The organism is Ornithinicoccus sp., from assembly GCF_057176825.1.
Genome location: NZ_CM169976.1, coordinates 668,717 through 688,099, shown reverse-complemented (window position 1 = coordinate 688,099; position 19,383 = coordinate 668,717). Strand labels below are relative to the sequence as shown.

Sequence of the window (19,383 nt, the reverse complement as noted above, 5' to 3'; positions counted from 1 at the left end):
CCGGTAGCGTTGGAGGGTGAGCACGACACCCGCAGGCAGCACGCAGCAGGAGATCATCGCCGAGCTCGGGGTGCGCCCCGACTTCGATGCGGCGGAGGAGGTCGAGCGCCGCGTCGCGTTCCTCGCCGACTATCTGCGCTCGACCGGCAGCGCCGGCTACGTCCTGGGCATCAGCGGCGGTGTCGACTCCTCCACCGCGGGACGCCTGGCTCAGCTGGCCGTCGAGCGGGTCAGGGAGGGCGGCGGCGAGGCCACGTTCGTCGCGGTCCGGCTGCCCTACGGGGAGCAGCGGGACGAGGACGACGCCCAGCGGGCGCTCGACTTCATCCGCGCCGACGAGGTGCTGACCATCAACATCAAGGCGAGCACCGACGCCATGTTCGCCGAGGTCGACGGGGCCGGGGTCGACTTCACCACGATCGAGCACGCCGACTTCGTCAAGGGCAACGTCAAGGCCCGCGAGCGGATGGTGGCGCAGTACCTCGTGGCGGGCGCCCGCGGCATGCTCGTGATCGGCACCGACCACGCCGCGGAGGCCGTGGTCGGGTTCTTCACCAAGTTCGGCGACGGGGCCTGCGACCTCACCCCGCTCGCGGGGCTCAACAAGCGCCGGGTCCGGGCCGTCGGGGCCGAGCTCGGGGCGCCCGTCGAGCTCACCCAGAAGGTGCCGACGGCCGACCTGGAGGACTCCCGGCCGCAGCTCCCGGACGAGGAGGCGCTCGGCGTCAGCTACGACGAGATCGACGACTACCTGGAGGGCGCGGAAGTCTCCGAGCAGGCGCGCGAGACGATCGAGTCCTGGCACCGCCGGACGGCCCACAAGCGGGCCCTGCCGGTCACCCCCGACGACGTCTGACCGTGTCGTGCACTCCGACGAGGACGTGATCGCCTGGTACGAGGACGTCGAGGACGAGTCCGGTCGGCTGACCCACAGTGCCCACCACCGGCTGGAGGCGCTGCGCACCCGGGAGCTGGTCTCCCGGCACCTTCCGGAGCCGCCGGTCGAGCCGATCGAGGCCCTCGACGTCCTGGACGTGGGCGGCGGCGCCGGGGCGTATGCCGGATGGCTGGCGGGCCAGGGACACCGCGTCCACCTGGTCGACCCCGTGCCCCGGCACGTCGCGGCCGCCTCCGGGATCGCCGGGGTCACCGCCTCACGGGGTGACGCCCGCGAGCTCGCGGCAGCGGACGACAGCCAGGACGTGGTCCTGCTGCTCGGTCCGCTCTACCACCTGGCCCGGCCGGAGGACCGACAGGCCGCCTGGCGGGAGGCCCTCCGGGTGACCCGGCGGGGCTGGAGGGTCTTCGCCGCCGCGGTCGGCCGGTACCACGTCATCGGGGAGCTCGCCCTCGACAGCGCGCTCACGGAGGTCTCCCAGGAGGTGCTGGCGCACCTGGTCCGGACCGGCGAGAACCTCCACATCGGAGGGTTCCCCCTGGGGCACGCCCATACGGCTGGGGAGCTGGCCGCGGAGGCGGTCGACGCCGGGTGGAGCGAGGTGCAGGTGTACGGGGTCGAGGGGCCGATGGCCTACGCGTTCGACCACCTCCCGGAGGACCGCGTGGAGACGGTGCTGCTGCACGCCCAGGTCGCGGCCCGCATGGTCGAGCAGGACCCACGGGCGATCAACCTCTCGCCCCACCTGCTCCTCACCGCTGTGTGCGACTGACGCCCTGCGCCCCGCCCCGTCAGCGGCGCAGCGGGAACTCGCGACCGGTGAGCTCGGTGACCCTGATCTCGACGTTGGCGTAGCGCTCGGTCTCGATCCAGCCCGGCAGCGGCAGTTCATCGGCCGCTCGTGCCTCGTCCCCCTCGAGGCGGTGCGCGCTCCCCCTCGCGACGACGCTCCAGATCGTGCCCTCTCCCTCGCCGTCGATCTCGAAGGCCACGTCGGGGTGCATCTCGACGCCCAGCAGTTTGCTCCCCGGGACCGTCCGGATCACCAGTCGGTCGCCGTCGACCAGGTAGTTCAGCGGCACGATGTGCACCTCGTCCACCAGGTGGTAGGCGAGGCGTCCGAAGGCGTGGTCCCGCAGCCGCCGCCAGCACTCGGCCTCGGGGAGCGTGTGGTCGGTGCGGTCCTGGCTCATCGCGTCCTCCTCGGGTCGTCACACCCAGACTACTAGGCAACGTAGTAGATCGCCACGGGCCGGGAAGTGCAGTCGCCAGTTCGGGCACTCGCAGGGGCGTGGGGTACAACCGAGGCATGAGGACCACCCGCCGATCCACCTGGGCGGGCTGTGCCGTCGCGCTCGCCGCGACCCTGCTCGTGCTCGGCGGCGTGGTGCTGGTCGGACCCTGGGACGGGGTGTTCCTGCACCGTGACTTCGTCACCGTCCCCGACCCCGTCTGGAACGAGGCCACCTGGGGTGGCGGGGGCGCGCCGCGGGCCGTGCCGCTGGATGCCGTCGTGACCGCGCTGTCGACCGTCCTGCCCGCCGGACTGGTGGCCCGGGCGCTCCTGGTGGCCCCGCTGCTGCTCGCCGGGTGTGGGACGGCGGTCCTGCTGCGCCGCCAGGGGGCCGTCGCCACGTGCATCGGGGCCGCGCTGGCGATCCTGAACCCCTACGTCGCCGAGCGGCTGCTCCTCGGTCAGGCACCCACCCTGCTCGGGTATGCCGCGATCCCCTGGCTGGTGCTGGCCACACGGTCCGGCGGCGGCCTGTGGTCGCGGGTGCCCCGGGTGGCCCTGGCCGCCCTCCCGGCGGTTTTGACCCCGGTCGGCTCGGTCATGGCCGCGGCCACCGTGCTGCTGGCGGCCCGCGGGTGGCACGCCCGGCTGATCCTGCCGGTGCCCGTCCTGCTCCTGTCCGCCCCGTGGATCGTCGCCGCCCTGGACAACCCGGGAGCCGGAGCGGTCGGCTCGGGGGCCGACGCCTTCGCGGTGCACTCCGACGGGATCGGCGGCACCGTGGGCGCGGTGCTCACCCTCGGCGGTGTGTGGGCACCCGGGGCGTGGTTGGAGTCCCGCCAGTTGGCCTGGCCGGTCCTGGCCCAGGTGCTCCTGGTCATCGCCGCACTGCTGACCTGGTGGTTCGGCCGCTCCCGCCGCCCCGGGGTCGCCCTGGCCGGCGTCGCCTACCTCGTCGGGGTCGGCACCGTGCTGGCCCTGGCCGGCCCGTTGCTGCCGGTGTGGCGGGTGCTGCAGCAGGTGCCGGGGGTGGCGCTGCTGCGCGACACCCACCGCATGCTCGCCTGGCCCACCCTGGCGGTCGCCGTCCTGGTCGCGGTGGGCGTCGCCGCCCTGGTGCGGGGTGCGGGACCCCGCCGCCTCGTCGCGGTCGCCGCCGTCGCGGTGACAGCCTCCGTCGGAGCGTTGGCCGTCCCCGACCTGCCGGGCCGGATGGCCCGGGACGCCGCGCCGGTCGCGCTGCCCGAGGAGTGGGACACCGTCGTGCAGATGGTCAACGAGGACCACTCCCCCGGGGAGCGGGTCCTGCTGCTGCCCTGGCAGCCGTTCCGGACCACCGGCTGGGCGGGTCCCACCCCGTTCCTGGACCCGCTGCCCCGCGCGCTCGAGGCCGAGACGCTGCATGCCCGCAACCTCACCGTCCGCCGGGACGGACAGACCTTCACCGTGGGCGGGGAGGAGCCTGCCTACGCTCAGCAACTGGCCGGCGAGCAGATCGACACCACGCTGCTGCAGGGTCTGGGCGTGCGCTGGGTCCTGGCGTGGCGGGGCTCCCCCGGCATCGTCCCCGAGTTGACCGTCCCCGCCTCCGACGACACCCTCGTCGCCCTGGACCCGGTCCACCTCGGCCCGGACTGGGTGGTCTGGGACCTGGGCGACCTCTGGGACAGCGCGGCTACTATGCGGTAACCTCAGGGCGTACCTGTGGTCCGATGGAGGTCAGAATGAGCCAGAGCACGCTCGCCGGCGGCGCCGGCCGACGTGTCGTCCCCGCCGTGGTCGCGATCGTCGTGGGCCTCGGTGCCGCGGGCGCCGCCACCGCCGCAGTGGTCAACAGCTACGCCCCGGACGATTCCGCGGCACGGGAGACCGGCCGCACCGAGATCCAACCGGCCCAGGAGATCCTCGGCTACGGCGACTGACCCCGCTGGCCCACAGTCACGGCCCGACCGAAACAGCGGCTGACCTCGTTCGAACGCGCCTGAACCCTCAGGCGCTGCCCCGGGCCCGGTCCAGCGACACCTCGGGCAACGACGGGCGCGGGTGGTCGCCCAGGTCGCTGGGTCGCTTGCCCCAGGCGGCGCGCAGCAGGAGTTCCTCCCACGCCCGCACCGTTTCCGGCCAGGTGAACCGGGCCGAGTGGGCCCGGGCGTTCTCCCCGAGCCGGTCGAGGGTGCCGGGGTTGGCCAGCAACCGGTCGACCTGCTCCACCATCTCGTCAAGGTCGGAGACCAGCACGCCGGTGCGCCCGTGCTCGATCGACTCGGCCACCCCTCCAGCGTCCCGGTAGCCAATCGCCGGCACCCCGTGGCTGGCCGCCTCCACCACCGACAGGCCCCACCCCTCCTTGACGCTGGGCACCAACAGCAGCGAGGCGGTCCCCAGCTCCCGGTGCTTGGTCTCCTCGTCGACGAATCCCAGGATGTCCACGTAGTCCTGCGCACCCTGCGCCTCGACATACTCCTCGAGCTGCGTGCGCCACCACCCGGTGCCGACGACCCGCAGCCGCAGCCCCGGGTGACGGGCCCGCAGCCGCCGCGTCAGGTCCACGGCCTGCTCCACCCGCTTGTGCTTGACCAGACGACCCAGCACGAGCAGCTGCGGCGGGACCGCCGGGACCTCCAGGACCGGCGGGGGCGGCAGGGTGCCGTTGTGGATGATCGCGACGTGGTCGCGCTCGACCCCCATCGCGGCCAACTCCTCCTTGGTGGACCGCGAGACCGCGACATACTGCCGGCCGCGGTTCACCCGTGGCGACACGCGCGACTCCACCGCCCACCCCAGGGTGGCGACGGCACGGTTGAAGACCACGGGCCACTGCTCCCGGTGCACGTGGTGGACCAGCACGACGACCGGTGCCTTGGTCGCTCTGGCGGCGAAGAACGGCAGACCATTCTGCACGTCCACGACGACGTCGAACGCACCCTCCCCGGCCTCCAGCCGCCGGATCGCGCGGCGCGCCTGCCGGTAGACGCTGGTCCGGGAGCCGGAGCGGAGGTAGCGCACCCCGGCGACCGTCTCCTCGGCCGGGGCCGCGTCGTGCGCGGCACACAGGAAGGTGACCTGGTGACCGGTGGCAGCGAGGCCCTCGGCCACCTGCTGGGCGTAGACCTCGGCACCGCCGCCCTCGGGGTGGGCCAGGTCGCGCCAGTTGCAGATGGCGATCCGCATCGTCGTCAGACTCCGTCGTCGTCGGGTGGGCCGGGGGAGGCGGCCTCTTGTTACCGAAGAGTAGCCCGAATATCGTGGCCTGTCGTGTACGCCGACCAACTGCCCCCTCTCGGGACCCTCGCGCGGTCGCGTCACCTGTTCCGCGCCTTCCTCGTCGAGCAGTCCGATCCGGACCGGTTCTACGGCACGCTCGCGGCGGACTCGGTGCGCGAGTGCGGGCGCTTTGTCGACCTCGACGGAGCCCGGATGCTGGACGTCGGCGGTGGGCCCGGCTACTTCTCCGACGCCTTCGCCGCCGCAGGAGCGCGCTATCTCGGCGTGGAGCCGGACGCGGGTGAGCTGACCGCCCGCGGCCACGCGGCCGCCGACACCCTGCGCGCCTCCGGCCTGGCCCTGCCTCTCGCGGACGCCTCCTTCGACCTGACCTACTCCTCCAACGTGCTCGAGCACGTGCCCGACCCCGAGTTGATGGCCCGGGAGATGGTCCGAGTCACCCGGCCCGGCGGCACCGTCTATCTGTCCTGGACCCCGTGGCTGTCCCCGCACGGAGGACACGAGACGGGGATGTGGCACTACTTGGGCGGTGCCCGCGCGGCCGACCGCTACGCCCGGCGTCACGGTCACCGGCCGAAGAACGACTTCGGCACCTCGCTGTTCGCCTGCCCGGTCTCCCGCATGGTGCGCTGGGCGCGTGCGGCACAGGACCGGGGTGAGGTCCGGATCCACGCCATCGAGCCGCGCTACCACCCGGCCTGGGCCCGGTGGGTGATCCGGGTGCCGGTCCTGCGCGAGGTGGTGGCCTGGAACGCCGTCATCGTGCTGCGCCGGACGGTGCCCGGGTGACCGAGGAGCCGCGGCCGCCCGCGGACGAGCGCCTGACCTGGCGGGCCCGGCTCGGCCTCGGGCTGCTGCTGATCACCGCGCTGATGTTCCGCCAGGCACCGGGCCTGGTGGTGCCGGACACCAAGCTCGACCTGACCGCCAATCCGGTGGGCTTCCTGATCCGGGCGCTGCACCTGTGGGACCCCACGGCGTTCTTCGGCCAGCTGCAGAACCAGGCGTACGGCTACCTGCTGCCGATGGGGCCCTCCCACGCCCTGCTCACCGGGGTCGGCCTCCCCGCCTGGGTGGTGCAGCGGCTCTGGTGGTCGGTGCTGGCCGGGGTCGCCCTGGTCGGCGTCTGGAAGCTGTCCGGTGCGCTGGGCATGGGCTCGCCGTGGGCGCGCTACGCCGCCGCGTTCGCCTACGCCCTCAGCCCCCGCATCCTCAGCGAGGTGGCCATCACCTCGGTCGAGGTCTGGCCGATGGCGCTCGCCCCGTGGGTGCTGTGGCCCCTGGTCGACCCCGCGCCCCGCTCCTGGTTCTCCCGGATCAGCCGCTCGGCCCTGGTGGTAGCCCTGGCCGGAGGGGTGAACGCCGTGGCCACCGGCGCCGTGCTGGTGCTGCCGACCCTGTGGTTCCTGACCCGTCCCTGGACCCGGCAGCACCTGGCCGCCCTCGCCTGCTGGCTCGGGGCGGTGCTCGTGGCGATGCTGTGGTGGCTGGTCCCCCTGGTGGTCCTGGGCCGTTACAGCCCGCCATTCCTGGACTGGATCGAGACGGCATCGGTCACCACCTCGACCGCGGCGCTCAGCGAGGGACTGCGCGGCACCACCCCCTGGCTGGCCTGGCTGTCCACCGACGCCGGGCCCAGCTGGCCCGCCGGGGCGCAGTATGTCGAGACCCCGCTGCTCATCGCCGCCTCGCTCGCGCTGGCGCTGGCCGGCCTGTTGGCCCTGGGGTCCCGCGCCACTCCGCACCGGCTGTTCCTGACCGTGTCCGCGGCGACCGGCCTGCTGCTCGTCACGATGGGCCACGCCGGGGCGCTCGGGGGCCCCTGGGCGGGCGTGGTGCAAGACCTCCTGGACGGGCCGTTGGCGGCGTTGCGCAACACGCACAAGTTCGAGCTCGTGGTCCGACTGCCCCTTGTCCTGCTCCTGGCCGCGGCACTGACCCGGGCCGCCGCCCTCGCCCGAGCGACCGGCTGGCCCACCCTGCTGACGCCGTTCCTGGCCGGCTGCACCCTCGTGGCCGTGGCGGCACCGGCCATCACCGCGCAACTGCCGCGCCCGGAGGGGTACCAGGCGATCGCGGCTCACTGGCAGGAGACGGCGGACTGGCTCGATGCCCAGCCCGGGGACGGCTCGGTCCTGGTCGTGCCCGCCTCGCCCTTCGCCGACCTGGACTGGGGCTCCACCAAGGACGAGCCCCTGCAGGCGCTGCTCGAGCGGCCGTTCGCGGTGCGCGACGCGGTGCCCCTGGGCAGTGCGGGGTCCACCCGCTGGCTGGACGAGGTGCAGCGCAGGCTCGGCTCCGGCGACGGCGACGAGGGTCTGGCCGAGTCGCTGCGCCGAGCCGGCGTCGGGTGGGTCGTGGTCCGCAATGACCTGCGCCGGGACAAGCAGCCCGCACCCCCGATCTCGACGCAGCAGGCGCTGGGCCGGGCCGGGCTGGAGCAGGTCGCCGCCTTCGGCCCCCCGGTCGGGCCCGAGGGAGAGTCGGCCGACTACACGGTGCGGGAGCGGACCCTCGTGCCGAGCCCGAGCGTGACCGTGCACGCCGTGCCGGACCCGCTCCCGGCCCGGCTGGTGCCGCTGTCGGCCACGGCCGCGCTGGATGGCGGCCCGGAGGATGTGCCCGCGGCACTGGCCACCGGCGCGGCCGACGGTGTGGGGGCGTTCGTCCTGGCCCAGGACCTGCACCCCCACGCCACCCCGGGGGGCGGCACGGTGCTGGCCGACGGCTACCGCCGCAGGGCCGTGAACTTCGGGGAGGCCGCGGCCAACGTATCCGGGATGCTCGGCGCCACCGACCGGCTGCCCGACCGGGCGGTGCACGACTACCTGCTGCCCGGGGCCACCGAGCAGCGCAGCCTGAGCTGGCCCGGTCCCGTGGCGGCCGTGCACGCCTCGTCCTCGGCGTCCGACGCTGACGCGACGGCACGCGGGTCCGTGGCCCAGAGCCCGGCGGCAGCGGTCGACGACGACCCGACGACGAGCTGGGTGTCGGGGGACTACGGCGTCGTCGGTGGCCAGTGGTGGCAGCTGGACTGGACCGAGGAGCAGGCCCTCGGCGGGGACCCCGTCACGGTGGTGCTCGCCGAGCCGCAGTTCCGAGGGGCGCCCGGGGAGCTGCGCGTGGAGACCGAGGCGGGCAGCGAGGTCACCACCGTCAGCGGCGGGACGCAGCCGCAAGAGCTCACCGTGCCCGCCGGCCCGTCCATGTGGCTACGGATCGGCGTGGACCCAGGGTCGGAGGGGACGGCCAGCGCCTTCGGACTGGCCGAGGTCGACCTGCCCGGCAGCACCCCGGTGCGACCCTCTCTGGAGGTGGCGGCGGCCGGCGACGCCGCGCCCGACCTCGTCCTGCTGCGCTCCCAGCTGGTCGGCCGGGCAGCCTGCCTGGTGCTGGGGCAACGCCCGCTGTGCTCGACGCTGCAGGCGGAGGAGCCCGAGGAGCCGCACGGGCTGTACCGGTCCGTGGCCCTGCCGGAGGCGGCGACCTACACGATGTCCGGCGAGGTCCTCCCCGTCCCCGGTGATGATCTCGAGGAATTGCTCCCGACCGAGGGGACCATCCTCGCCACGGCCAGCAGTCGGGACGTGGCCGATCCGTACGGCCGACCCGGGGCGACCGTCGACGGGGAGCAGGGCACCGGGTGGGTCGCCGGTCGGCTGGACCCGGAGCCGACGCTGACCCTCACGCTGCCGGAGGCCACCACGCTGGACGGCCTGCGGCTGGTCAACGACTACTACCTGGCTTCGAGCCGCCCGCAGCGGGTGGACATCCGATTGGACGACGGTGCGTCGCTCACCCTCTCCCTGGACGGCGACGGCGTCGTGGGCTGGGACGAGCAGGAGGTGACCACGATCGAGCTCACCTTCGGCCCCAAGCACGACGTCATCACCGAGGACCCCGCCGTCCCCGGATCCCTGAGGGCCCTGCCGGTCGGCGTCTCGGAGGTCGACCTCCTGCACGACGGCGCAGCGGTGGAGTTCCCCGTCTTGGACCCAGACGCCGACCTGGGCAGCGAGTGCGGCGACGGCCCGCTGCTCACGGTGGGAGACACCGAGGTGGAGGGGCGCGTGGAGGGCACGGTCCGCCAGCTGCTCGAACGGGACCGGCTCACCTGGACCGGGTGCACCGACGACGGCGACGCCACGGTCCCATTGAACGCAGGACGGACCCTCGTGACTGCCGAGGCCTCCGGCAGCTGGCTCCCGGTGACGCTGGCGCTGCACCGCGAGGACGCGCCGCCGATGGGCGGGAACGCGACCGCGCCGACCCCGCTCACGGCGCTGCGACCCGAGCCGCAGATCCTCTCGATCGACCTGCCCGCGCGGGACGAGCCGTCGCTGGTCGTGGTCGCGCAGAACGTCAACGAGGGGTGGGAGGCCAGGCTCGCCGATGCCCCGGGCACTCCGCTGACCACGCTCACCGTGGAGGGGTGGCAGCAGGCGTTCCTGGTGCCCGCCGGTCCGGCCACGACCCTGGAGGCGACGTTCGCCCCGGACCTGGCCTACACGCTGGGGCTGCGCCTGGGGCTGGTCGCCGTCGGCCTGCTCGCGATCCTGTCCTGGGCCTGGCGCCCCGCCACCACGGTCGGGGCCCGACCGGAGGCCAGGCCCGGAGCCGTCGTCCGCGCCGGCCTGCTCCTGGCCTGGGGGACTCTGTTGGCGGGGTGGTGGGGCCTGCTGGCGGCAGCCCTCGTGCTGGGTGCGGTCCGGCTCGTCCGGGGCCGTGGCATCCCGCCCGCCGCCGCACTGGTGACGATCACCGCGGCCGCTGGCGCGCTCGGCACCGCGCTGCTTGCGGTGTGGGGGCCACGACCCACCGAGGAGGTCCTGCTGGCCGTCCTGCCCCAGGCACTGGTGCTGCTGGCCGTGGCGTGCGCCGTCGGTGCCGGCAGCCAGCCGTGGCGCGGGCCGGAGACCGACCCGACCCCACCCGACTGATCAGCGGGCCGTGGCGACGGCCTCCCGGAGCGCCGGGCCTACCTCGTGGCCGAAGACCTCCAGCGCCGCGGCGTCGTCGGTCCCCAGGATGAAGGTGCTGAAGCCGTGCTCCACGGCGAGCGCGGTCAACTCCTGCACCCACTGCTCCGGAGAGCCGTGGAGCAGCCCGTCACCGGTTGTCACCAAAGCGGCCGTTGATGTTGAGCAGCCGGCGGACGGCGGAGGGCTCCCGGCCGGCCCGGCGTGCCGCCTCGTCGATGGCGGCATTGGCCACAGCCAGGTCGGTCAGGGACTCCACATAGCTCAGCGAGGGGAGCCAGCCGTCCGCGGTGCGCCCGACGAGGCGGAGCATGCGCGGCCGGTAGCCCCCGAGCCAGATCCCGATGTCGTGCGCCGGGGCTGGCCCCCGCTTGGCCCCGTCCACGACGTAGTGGCTCCCCCCGACGGCGAGCTTCTCCCGCGTGCCGGTGTCCCAGATCCCGCGAATAATCTCGATGGCCTCGGCCAGCGCCGCGATGCTCTCGCCGGGGGTGCGCCGCGGCCCGCCCATCGCCGCGATGGCGTCCCAGAAGGCGCCGGCCCCGAGGCCGAGCTCGATCCGCCCACCGGAGAGCAGGTCGAGGCTGGCCGCGGCGCGGGCGAGCACGGCCGGCTGGCGCAGCGGCAGGTTCACCACGTTCGCCGACAGGGTGACCCGCTCGGTGCGGGCGGCCACGTAGCTCAGCAGGGTCCACGTGTCGTGGAAACGCGGCTGGTAGGGGTGGTCCTGGAAGGTGACCAGGTCCAGTCCCACCTGCTCGGACACCAGCGCCAGCTCAACGGCCTGCTGGGGCGGGGCGTTGGTGGGGGTCAGGAACGACCCCAGGACGATGTCGTGCCCGTAGTCGGTCATGGTCACACGGTAGGACCGGTGACCCGCACCAGGTTGCGCCACGGGTCGTCGAAGGTGAGCTCGCGGCCGTCGTCGGCGACCTGGATCCCACGGGCGCGCAGCCGCTCCCGCAGGGCGCCGATCCCGTCGGCGCTGGGCAGCTCGACCGAGACCTCGCCCAGGCCGAGCGCGGGGGTGCGCTCGCCCGCCCCGGCGCTGCGCCAGGTGTTCATGCCGACGTGGTGGTGGTAGCCGCCGGCCGAGACGAACAGGGCCTGGTTGCCGAACCGTGCGGTGGCCTCGAACCCGACCGTGTCGACGTAGAACCGCCGGGCGGTCTCGATGTCGCCCACCTTCAGGTGCACGTGCCCCACCCGGGTCTGCCCCTCGGTGACCTTCAGCGTCCCCGGCTCCGTCAGGTGCTGCTGGAGGAACTGTTGCGGGTCCAGGTAGAGGGTGTCCATCGCGACGCTGCCCCCGTGCCAGGTCCACTCCTCACTGGGGCGGTCCCAGTAGAGCTCCACCCCGTTGCCCTCCGGGTCGTCGAAGTAGAACGCCTCGCTGACCAGATGGTCCGAGCTGCCGGTAAAGGTGCCGGGGTACTGCCGCGCGACCGAGTAGACCGACGAGGCCAGGTCGGCACGGTCCTGGAACAGGAAGGCCGTGTGGAACAGTCCGGCCGCGGTGGCGGAGGCGTAGCCCAGCTCGGGGGCCAGTTCCAGGACCAGGGCAGGGTTGCCCGGCCGCCCGAGGACGGCGCGGCCTGCCCGCAGGTCCAGGAGGGTCAGGCCGACGCCATCCTCGTAGTAGCGGACCATGGCATCGAGGTCGGCGACCTTGAGCGTGACCGCACCCATCACGGTGTCGGAGTCGAGGAGGTCGACGGCTGCGCGTCCGCCGGTCGGCAGTGTGCTGTTCATGACTCATCCCAATCACTTGAAGTTTCAACTGTTGGGAGAACGGTCCCTGCGCGGGTGGTATTCCCGGCCCCACCGCATCAGCGGGCGTTCCAGATAGGCGGTAACTCAGCGTGGCCAGCGGGAGCGTCACCACCAGGGTGGCCACCAGCAGCGGCCAGAAGCCGCCGGTGAAGTCCTCGTGCCCGATCGGCGGGCCGACCAACTCCAGGACGAGCAGGTGGTAGGCGAACACCCCGTAGGAGATGTCCCCGAGCCAGCGGGGCCACCGGCTGCCGAGCCAGCGCACGGAGGGCGGGTCCTCCGCCGGACGCAGCGCCGCGACGCAGGGGAACACCAGCAGCGCGCCCACGAGGGTGTAGACCGTGCACTTGAACGCCGCCTCGGCGGGGAGCACCGTGTCCAGCCCCCTGGACCCGGCGAGCGGGGTGGAGGCGATGACCAGCAGGGCGCAGGCCGACAGCCACAACGTCCCGGGGTGCCGGGCCAACTGGTCCAGCGTCCCGGCGCGCAGCAACCCGAGCCCACGGGCCTGCTGCCAGGTGGCCATCGCCATCCCGACCGCGAACCACCCCAGGTAGGCCGGGAGCCACTGCGAGGCCGTCGGGTGCTCCGCTGCGTGCGCCCCGTAGGCCCACACCGGTGACAGCACCATGAAGCCGGCCAGCACGACCAGCGACCGCCGCACGAACACCCGGGGATCCGTGGCGGTGCGCAGCAGCATCCAGGCGAGCAGCGGCAGCGCGACGTAGAAGGCAGCCTCCACCGCCAGGCTCCACATCTGGGTGAGTCCGCCCACCCAGTTCTCCGGCCAGTAGATGTGCACCAGCAGGGCGTGCCGCAGGTACTCCGAGAGGGCCGTCCCGTGCCGGAAGAGCACCGCCGTCGCGAGCACCACCAGCCACAGCACCGGCAGGATCCGCAGCGCGCGGTGCCACAGGTAACGGCCCACGCGGGGCGGAGGCGCTCCCGGTCAGCCGCGCCTCGACATACGGGCGGTAGAGCAGGAACCCGGAGATGACGAAGAAGATCGCCACGCCGGAGTCGAACCGGGACAGGATCCCGCCGAAGGGCTCCCGGAAGTTCGTGCCCGTGTGCCAGGACACGTGCGTCAGCAGCACCATCAGCGCCCCGACGGCCCGCATCCCGTCCAGTCCGCCGAACCGTCGCCGAGGCTGACCCGGCCGGCCTGAGCGGGTCGGCGTCCGGGCTCCGGTGGCGGACGTCTGCGGTCATTGTCGCGCCGACTCTACGCGAATGGGTTACTGGCTGGTAGGCTCCGGCGCAACCTCGTGCAAAGGAGCCCGCGATGCGTCGTGGTGTCGGATACCTGATGTTGGTCCTGGGAGCGTTCGCTCTCCTGCTCGGCATCCTCGCCAAGCCGGTCATCCACGACCGCCTGGCCACCACCCAGCTCGACCAGTCGAGCACCTCCGTCTCCCGCGGGGAGAACATGGAGGCGCTGCGCGTCTCCTCCGACGGGGTCGAGCAACTGCATGGGGCGACGCTCGTCAGCACCCGCCAGGTGGTCGGCATCCCCGGGCTCGCCGAGGGCAACAACGCGTTCTGGCAGACCACCGTGGAGTCCAAGGTCGAGGACGGGCCGGTGCTCACCTACGCCGAGGAGGGCGTCTCCTTCGACCGGCGCACCGGGGAGGCCACCAACTGCTGCGGCGACTACATCGCGGTCGGCGATTCCGGCGCCCCCGACGACCTGGCCGAGCACGAGCCGATCGAGCACGAAGGGGTCTTCTTCAAGTTCCCGTTCGACACCCAGCAGCAGGACTACCAGTACTGGGACGGCGCGCTGCGTCGCGGGGTGCCGGCCGTGTTCCAGGGTGAGGAGTCCCTCTCCGGGACCTCCACCTACGTGTTCCGGATGACGATGGGCCCCGAGACGGTCGCGACCTCCGAGGGCCTGCCCGGCGACCTCTTCGGCAGCGACGAGCCGGTCGACGCCGACCGCGTCTACGAGAACACCCGGACGGTGTGGGTAGAGCCGAACACCGGCGTCATCCTCAAGGGCGTGGAGGAGCAGAACGTCCGGTTCGAGGCGCACGACGACTCCCTGCCGGCCGTGCCGATCACGGTGGGCACCATCGGCTACACGGACGAGACCGTCGCGGGCAACGTCGACACCTACGGCAGCAAGGGCACCCTGCTCGGCTTCATCAACGGCCCGCTCACCTGGGTCGGGATCCTGCTCGGCCTGGTGCTGATGGTGCTGGGCGGCTTCCTGGCCCTCGGCGGAGGCCGGGCCGCCCGCCACGCCGACGGGGACGAGGCGGGCGACGACGGGTACGACCAGTACGACGGGCAGTACGACGAGGGGTCCGCCGACGACACCCGGGAGTTCCTGGCGGGCCGCTGACGGTCACTGACCCAGCGCGCGCACCCGCTGCAGCGTGTCGACCTCGGCGACCGGCTTGTCGTCGCGGTAGCGCAGCACCCGGGCGAAGCGCAGCGCGACCCCGCCGGGGTAGCGCCGGGACTGCTGCACCCCGTCGAAGGCGATCTCGACGACCTGCTCCGGGCGCACGTGCACGACGTGCCCCTCGCGGTGCGTCTCCAGGCCCAGGAACCGCTTGGTCTGCCACGCCAGCATGGCGTCGGTCATCCCCTTGAAGGTCTTGCCGAGCATCACCAGCTCGCCGGTCGCCTCGTCGCGAGCGCCCAGGTGGATGTTGGACAGCGCCCCCCGGCGCCGGCCGCTGCCCCACTCCACGGCGAGCACCACGAGGTCCAGGGTGTGCCGCGGCTTGACCTTGACCCAGCCCGCGCCGCGCCGACCCGCCGCGTAGGGCGCGTCCAGCGCCTTGACGACCACCCCCTCATGACCGGCGGCGACCCGTGCCTCGAAGAACTCCTGTCCCGCCCCCGGATCGGTCGTCTCCAGGCGAGGCACGAGCAGCCCCGGTGCCAGGTCGGCCAGGACGGTCCAGCGGGTGCCGGCAGGCTCGTCCACGAGGTCGCGGCCGTCCCGGTGCAGGACGTCGAACAGGTATGTCGTGAGCGGCACCTGCGCGCGCAACCGCTGCGGGTCGGCGGTGCTCGCGGTGCGGGCGCCCGTCACCTGGAACGGCTCCGGCCGGCCGTCCCGCTCCGCGATCACCTCGCCGTCCAGCACCGCCCGGTCGGCCGGCAGCGCGAGGAGGGACTCCACGACCTCCGGCATGCGGTCGGTCACCTCCTCCAGCGTCCTGGTGAACAGCCGCACCGGCACCCCCGAAGCCCGGTCCAGGTGGGCCTGGATCCGGATGCCGTCCAGCTTGCTCTCCAGCGCCACCTGCCGTCCGGGCGCCGCCAGTCCGTCCAGGGCGGTCGCGATGTCGGCGGCCGAGGACGCGAGCATCGGACGGAGCGGACGGCCGACCTCCAGCCCGATCGCTGCCAGTGACTCCTCCGCGTCGCCGGTCCCGGCGAGGGCGGCGGCGGCCACGGGCCCGGCGAACCCGGCAAGCATCACCGCCCGGCGCACCGCGGCCTCCGGCACGTCGGCGGCGGCCGCGATCGCCTTCTGCAGCACCCCGTCGCTGGCGCCCTGGCGCAGCTCGCCGGTGAGCAGGCCACACAGCCAGTCCTGCTCCTGCTGCGTGGCCCGCGCCATCAGCCCCCGCAGCGCCACCGCGCGCCCCGCGGCCGACCCGGCACCGCCGAAGGCGCCCAGCTCGGTAAGCGCGGCGTCGACCTCGGCCACGGTCAGACCGGACCCTGCGACGGGCTCGGGCAGGTCGCGCAGGCTGCGCCAGCCGATACCGACGCGACGTTGCGGCAGCCGCCCCGCCAGGTAGTCGGCAACCACCGCGACGTCTCCGGCCTGCGCCGCCTCCCGCAGCGCGGCCGCCAACGCCTCGACCTTGGCCGTGCGCGAGGGCGTCGCGGCCACCGCCGCCGACGTCTCGATGACCCGGGCGAACTGCATACGGACAGCATGGCGCCGATCACCGACACCGGCGAGCGGAGCACCGCACCCGGCCTGACAGACTCGGCGCCATGAGCACGCAGCTGCCCACCATCCAGGTGCTGGCGATGGGCTCGCGCGGAGACGTCCAGCCACTGGTCGCGCTGGCGGCCGGCCTGGCGACGGCCGGCTTCGGCGTCGGGATCACCGTCCCCCAGGACCTGGCGCCGCTCCCGGCCGCCCACGGGCTGCGCACCAGCACCTTCCCGGTCGACGTCCGGCAGGCCTCCGGCGAGGGGGCCGGCCTGGAGTGGCAGGCCGACGCCAGCCGCGGGCTGCTCCGCGAGGGACAGCTGATCCGTTCCCTGCTGGCCGAGCTCGGCGGCCCGATCGCCGAGGGCGTGCTGCAGACCAGCGGGGACGTCGACCTGGTGATCAGCGGGGCGATGACCTACGACGCGACCTCGGTGGCGACCCGGGCCAGGGGCCAGCGCCACGTCGTGGCCCAGCTCGCGCCGACCACGCCGGCCCGCCAGGGTGCGTCCACCGTCTACGCGCCGTTCCCGGGTGCCACGACATCGCTGAACAGACTCGCGTCCACCGCGATGGCGGCCGGGGCGTACTCGGTCTTCCGGCAGGCCTCGGACCCGGTCCGGCAGGCCCTCGGGCTGCCCGGAGGGACGTTCCGGGAGTACCTGCGCACGGCTTACGCCACCCCGTCCCTGCTGGGGTGCAGCCCTGCGGTGGTGCCGCCCGACCCGTCCTGGGGTCGGCAGCTCCGCGCGACCGGCTACTGGACCCTCCCCGTCGGCGAGGGGTGGACGCCCCCGGACGACCTGGTGGCGTTCCTCGACGGCGGAGAGCCTCCGGTCTATCTGGGCTTCGGCAGCATGATGTCGCGGGACCCGCAGGGCACCACCGGGATCATGCTCGAGGCGCTGCGGCGCTCGGGACGGCGCGGCCTGGTCCACGCCGGGTGGACCGGGTTGGCGGCGGGCGACCTGCCGGACACCGTGGCTGTGGTCGGCGAGGTGCCGCACGAGTGGCTCTTCCCGCGGGTCGCGGCCGTCGTCCACCACGGCGGGGCCGGGACCACGGGCGCGGCGGTCCGCGCCGGGGTCCCCCAACTGGTCGTCCCGCACGTCGCGGACCAGCCGTACTGGGGCCGTCGGGTGGCCCAGCTCGGGCTCGGGCCCGCACCCATCCGGCGGCACGAGCTTGACGCCGACCGGTTGGAGGCCGCCCTGCGCCAGTTGACCACCGACCCGGGCGTGCGGGCCCGCGCCACCGACCTGGGCGCGATCGTCCGGCGCGAGGACGGCGTCACCGAGGCCACCGTCCTGGTCTCGCGGCTCTTCGACGGGCCCGGTTGACCGACGGTCGGCGACCACCTGCTGTCGGTGCGCCCACACCTGGCGGGGCGGGCCGCGATCGGCCATGATTGCCCCGGGCCGCCTCGTGCCCTGATGTGCTGACTCCCCGAAGGCGTGCCCGATGACCGTGACCGTCCCCGCAGCCCTGCAGGACGCCCTGCACGACCTCTACCGGCACCTGCACGCCCACCCCGAGCTGTCCATGCAGGAGCACCAGACGGCGGAGCTGGTCGAGCAGCGGATGCAGCAGCTGGGCTACACCACCGCCCGGGTGGGCGGGACGGGGCTCGCGGCCTGGCTGGCGAACGGCGAGGGGCCGGTGGTCGCCTTCCGTGCGGACACCGACGGCCTCCCCGTGCTCGAGAAGTCGGGTCTGGGCTACGCCAGCACGGCACGGGGTCGGTTGCCCGACGGCACCGAGGTCCCCGTGATGCACGCCTGCGGTCACGACGTGCACATCACCTGCGCGGTCGGGATCGCGAGCCTCCTGGCGCAGGACCGGGACGCCTGGCAGGGCACCGTCGTCTTCGTCTTCCAACCCGGAGAGGAGACCGCGACGGGCGCCCTGGCCATGGTCCGCGACGGGCTGTGGGACACCGCCCCCAGGCCCGAGGTGGTGTTCGGGCAGCACGTGGGACCGGCCCGTGCCGGGACCGTCCAGGTGAGTGTGGGACCCGCGATGGCGGTCGCCGACGCCTGGCGGGTGACCGTGCACGGCCGGGGCGGCCACGGCTCCCGCCCGGAGCACTCGATCGACCCGGTCCTGCTGACCGCGCACATGATCGTGCGGCTGCAGAGCGTGGTCACCCGGGAGGTCGGCGCGCAGCAGGCCTCCGTGCTCACCGTCGCCACCCTCAGCGCGGGCACCAAGGAGAACGTCATCCCCGACACGGCGGTGTTCACGGTGAACCTGCGCCACCTGGACGAGGACGTGCGCACGCGGGTCCTCACCGCCGCGCGCCGGGTGCTCCGTGCGGAGGCGGAGGCGTCCGGGGCGCCGGAGCCCACCGTGGAGGAGCTCTACACCTTCCCGCTCACCCACAACGACCCGGAGCTGATCGAGGGCGTCATCGCCACCATGACGCAGGAGATCGGCCTGGAGCAGGTCGAGGTCAGCCCCGCCCAGATGGGCAGCGAGGACTTCGGGCACCTGGGTGCCGCGATCGGCGTTCCCTCCGCCTACTGGTTCTTCGGCGGCATGTCCGATGAGGTGATCGACGGACCGCACCCGGTGCCCAGCAACCACTCGCCGGACTTCGCGCCCGCCCTCGAGCCGACCCTCACCACCGGGGTGCGGGTCGGGTATGCCGTGCTGCTGGGTCGGCTGGGCCGCTGACCCTCGTGGGCTGCCGAGCCGGTCGGCGTGCGGCACAGTGGTGCCATGAGTCCCTCCCAGCCCCCGCTCCGGATCGCGATGGTCGTCGGCAGCACCCGGCCCGAGCGGGTCGGCCCCACCGTCGCGGGTTGGGCCCTGGACGTCGCGCACCAGCACGCCCATCCCGACCTCGATCTCGACCTGGTGGACCTGGCCGACCAGGGCCTGCCGCTGCTCGATGAGCCCGAGCCCGCCTCCTCCGGCCGATACACGCAGGCCCACACCAGGGCCTGGTCAGAGCTCGTCGCGGGCTACGACGGGTTCGTCTTCGTCACCCCGGAGTACAACCGCGGGATGCCGGCCGCGCTCAAGAACGCCCTGGACTACCTGTATGCCGAGTGGAACGACAAGGCTGCCGGGATCATCTGCTACGGCAGCTCGGGAGGGCTGCGCGCCGCGGAGCACCTGAAGTCGGTGCTGGGAGAGCTGCAGATCGCCACGGTCCGGGCCCAGGTGTCGCTGTCGATCTACGACGACATGGAGGACTTCAGCCAGATGGTGCCGCGCGACTTCCAGGCCGGCAACGTCGCCACCATGCTGGACCAGCTGGCGGTCTGGGCCGGGGCCTTGCGGGCGGTTCGCGAGGAACGCTGACCGGACGCGGCAGGGCCGCACCCGAATGCTCTCGGGTGCGGCCCTGCCCAGGTCG

The 19,383-nt window shown here is 73.6% G+C and carries 17 protein-coding genes and 1 pseudogene; 11 read left to right on the top strand and 7 right to left on the bottom strand.

The window, feature by feature from the left end; genetic code table 11:
• Nucleotides 1–16: 16 nt before the first annotated feature.
• Nucleotides 17–856, top strand: a complete 840-nt coding sequence (nadE, locus tag AC1QRC_RS03635; RefSeq protein WP_484205468.1) for an ammonia-dependent NAD(+) synthetase — start codon at nucleotides 17–19, stop codon at nucleotides 854–856.
• A 7-nt stretch (nucleotides 857–863) separates the two neighbouring features.
• Nucleotides 864–1,670: a class I SAM-dependent methyltransferase gene (locus tag AC1QRC_RS03630; RefSeq protein ID WP_484205467.1), complete on the top strand. Its 807-nt coding sequence runs from the start codon at nucleotides 864–866 to the stop codon at nucleotides 1,668–1,670.
• A 19-nt stretch (nucleotides 1,671–1,689) separates the two neighbouring features.
• On the opposite strand, the gene AC1QRC_RS03625 is transcribed toward AC1QRC_RS03630, so the two are convergent.
• Nucleotides 1,690–2,091, bottom strand: coding sequence for a pyridoxamine 5'-phosphate oxidase family protein (locus AC1QRC_RS03625; protein WP_484205466.1), 402 nt, complete (start codon nucleotides 2,089–2,091; stop codon nucleotides 1,690–1,692).
• A gap of 116 nt (nucleotides 2,092–2,207) precedes the next feature.
• On the opposite strand from AC1QRC_RS03625, the gene AC1QRC_RS03620 reads away from it, so the two are divergent.
• A complete protein-coding gene (locus tag AC1QRC_RS03620) occupies nucleotides 2,208–3,821 on the top strand; it encodes an MmpA family trehalose lipid delivery protein (protein ID WP_484205465.1) in 1,614 nt (537 codons plus the stop codon).
• A gap of 35 nt (nucleotides 3,822–3,856) precedes the next feature.
• Nucleotides 3,857–4,054 carry a hypothetical protein gene (locus AC1QRC_RS03615; RefSeq protein ID WP_484205464.1) on the top strand — a complete coding sequence of 66 codons (198 nt, stop codon included), beginning with the start codon at nucleotides 3,857–3,859 and terminating at the stop codon, nucleotides 4,052–4,054.
• A 67-nt stretch (nucleotides 4,055–4,121) separates the two neighbouring features.
• Here AC1QRC_RS03615 and AC1QRC_RS03610 read toward each other — a convergent pair whose 3' ends face one another.
• Nucleotides 4,122–5,303: a glycosyltransferase family 4 protein gene (locus tag AC1QRC_RS03610; RefSeq protein WP_484205463.1), complete on the bottom strand. Its 1,182-nt coding sequence runs from the start codon at nucleotides 5,301–5,303 to the stop codon at nucleotides 4,122–4,124.
• An 84-nt stretch (nucleotides 5,304–5,387) separates the two neighbouring features.
• Here AC1QRC_RS03610 and AC1QRC_RS03605 point away from each other — a divergent pair, with 84 nt between their 5' ends.
• Together AC1QRC_RS03605 and AC1QRC_RS03600 are read left to right on the top strand one after the other, a co-directional pair.
• Complete coding sequence (locus AC1QRC_RS03605; RefSeq protein ID WP_484205462.1) at nucleotides 5,388–6,146, top strand: class I SAM-dependent methyltransferase; 759 nt, start codon at nucleotides 5,388–5,390, stop codon at nucleotides 6,144–6,146.
• Entirely contained in the window at nucleotides 6,143–10,297 is a 4,155-nt protein-coding gene (locus AC1QRC_RS03600) for an alpha-(1->3)-arabinofuranosyltransferase domain-containing protein (RefSeq protein ID WP_484205461.1), read from the top strand. Before AC1QRC_RS03605 ends, AC1QRC_RS03600 begins: the two co-directional genes overlap by 4 nt.
• Here the strand turns inward: AC1QRC_RS03600 and AC1QRC_RS03595 are convergent, their stop codons facing one another.
• The 4 genes and pseudogenes from AC1QRC_RS03595 to AC1QRC_RS03580 form a co-directional block, all read right to left on the bottom strand.
• Entirely contained in the window at nucleotides 10,298–10,480 is a 183-nt protein-coding gene (locus AC1QRC_RS03595; protein WP_484205460.1) for a hypothetical protein, read from the bottom strand.
• Nucleotides 10,467–11,189 carry an LLM class flavin-dependent oxidoreductase gene (locus tag AC1QRC_RS03590; protein WP_484205459.1) on the bottom strand — a complete coding sequence of 241 codons (723 nt, stop codon included), beginning with the start codon at nucleotides 11,187–11,189 and terminating at the stop codon, nucleotides 10,467–10,469. The genes AC1QRC_RS03595 and AC1QRC_RS03590 overlap by 14 nt, the downstream gene beginning before the upstream one ends.
• A 2-nt stretch (nucleotides 11,190–11,191) precedes the next feature.
• Nucleotides 11,192–12,088, bottom strand: coding sequence for a VOC family protein (locus tag AC1QRC_RS03585; protein WP_484205458.1), 897 nt, complete (start codon nucleotides 12,086–12,088; stop codon nucleotides 11,192–11,194).
• A 160-nt stretch (nucleotides 12,089–12,248) separates the two neighbouring features.
• Nucleotides 12,249–12,980 (bottom strand): annotated as a pseudogene (locus AC1QRC_RS03580) (acyltransferase family protein); the annotation flags it as partial.
• A 122-nt stretch (nucleotides 12,981–13,102) separates the two neighbouring features.
• Here AC1QRC_RS03580 and AC1QRC_RS03575 point away from each other — a divergent pair.
• On the top strand, nucleotides 13,103–13,264 hold the full coding sequence (locus AC1QRC_RS03575) for a hypothetical protein (protein WP_484205457.1): 162 nt from the start codon (nucleotides 13,103–13,105) through the stop codon (nucleotides 13,262–13,264).
• Nucleotides 13,265–13,394: 130 nt separating this feature from the next.
• On the top strand, nucleotides 13,395–14,456 hold the full coding sequence (gene pgfA, locus AC1QRC_RS03570; RefSeq protein ID WP_484205456.1) for a cell envelope lipid trafficking protein PgfA: 1,062 nt from the start codon (nucleotides 13,395–13,397) through the stop codon (nucleotides 14,454–14,456).
• Between the two features lie 3 nt (nucleotides 14,457–14,459).
• Here pgfA and AC1QRC_RS03565 read toward each other — a convergent pair whose 3' ends face one another.
• Complete coding sequence (locus AC1QRC_RS03565; RefSeq protein WP_484205455.1) at nucleotides 14,460–16,007, bottom strand: ATP-dependent DNA ligase; 1,548 nt, start codon at nucleotides 16,005–16,007, stop codon at nucleotides 14,460–14,462.
• 71 nt (nucleotides 16,008–16,078) lie between these two features.
• On the opposite strand from AC1QRC_RS03565, the gene AC1QRC_RS03560 reads away from it, so the two are divergent.
• The 3 genes from AC1QRC_RS03560 (at nucleotide 16,079) to AC1QRC_RS03550 (ending at nucleotide 19,328) form a co-directional block, all read left to right on the top strand.
• The gene (locus AC1QRC_RS03560) at nucleotides 16,079–17,359 is read left to right on the top strand and encodes a glycosyltransferase (protein WP_484205454.1); all 1,281 of its coding nucleotides are present in this window, start codon (nucleotides 16,079–16,081) and stop codon (nucleotides 17,357–17,359) included.
• Between the two features lie 121 nt (nucleotides 17,360–17,480).
• Nucleotides 17,481–18,695, top strand: a complete 1,215-nt coding sequence (locus AC1QRC_RS03555) for an amidohydrolase (protein ID WP_484205453.1) — start codon at nucleotides 17,481–17,483, stop codon at nucleotides 18,693–18,695.
• Nucleotides 18,696–18,740: 45 nt separating this feature from the next.
• The gene (locus AC1QRC_RS03550) at nucleotides 18,741–19,328 is read left to right on the top strand and encodes an NADPH-dependent FMN reductase (RefSeq protein ID WP_484205452.1); all 588 of its coding nucleotides are present in this window, start codon (nucleotides 18,741–18,743) and stop codon (nucleotides 19,326–19,328) included.
• The last annotated feature ends 55 nt before the right edge of the window (nucleotides 19,329–19,383 follow it).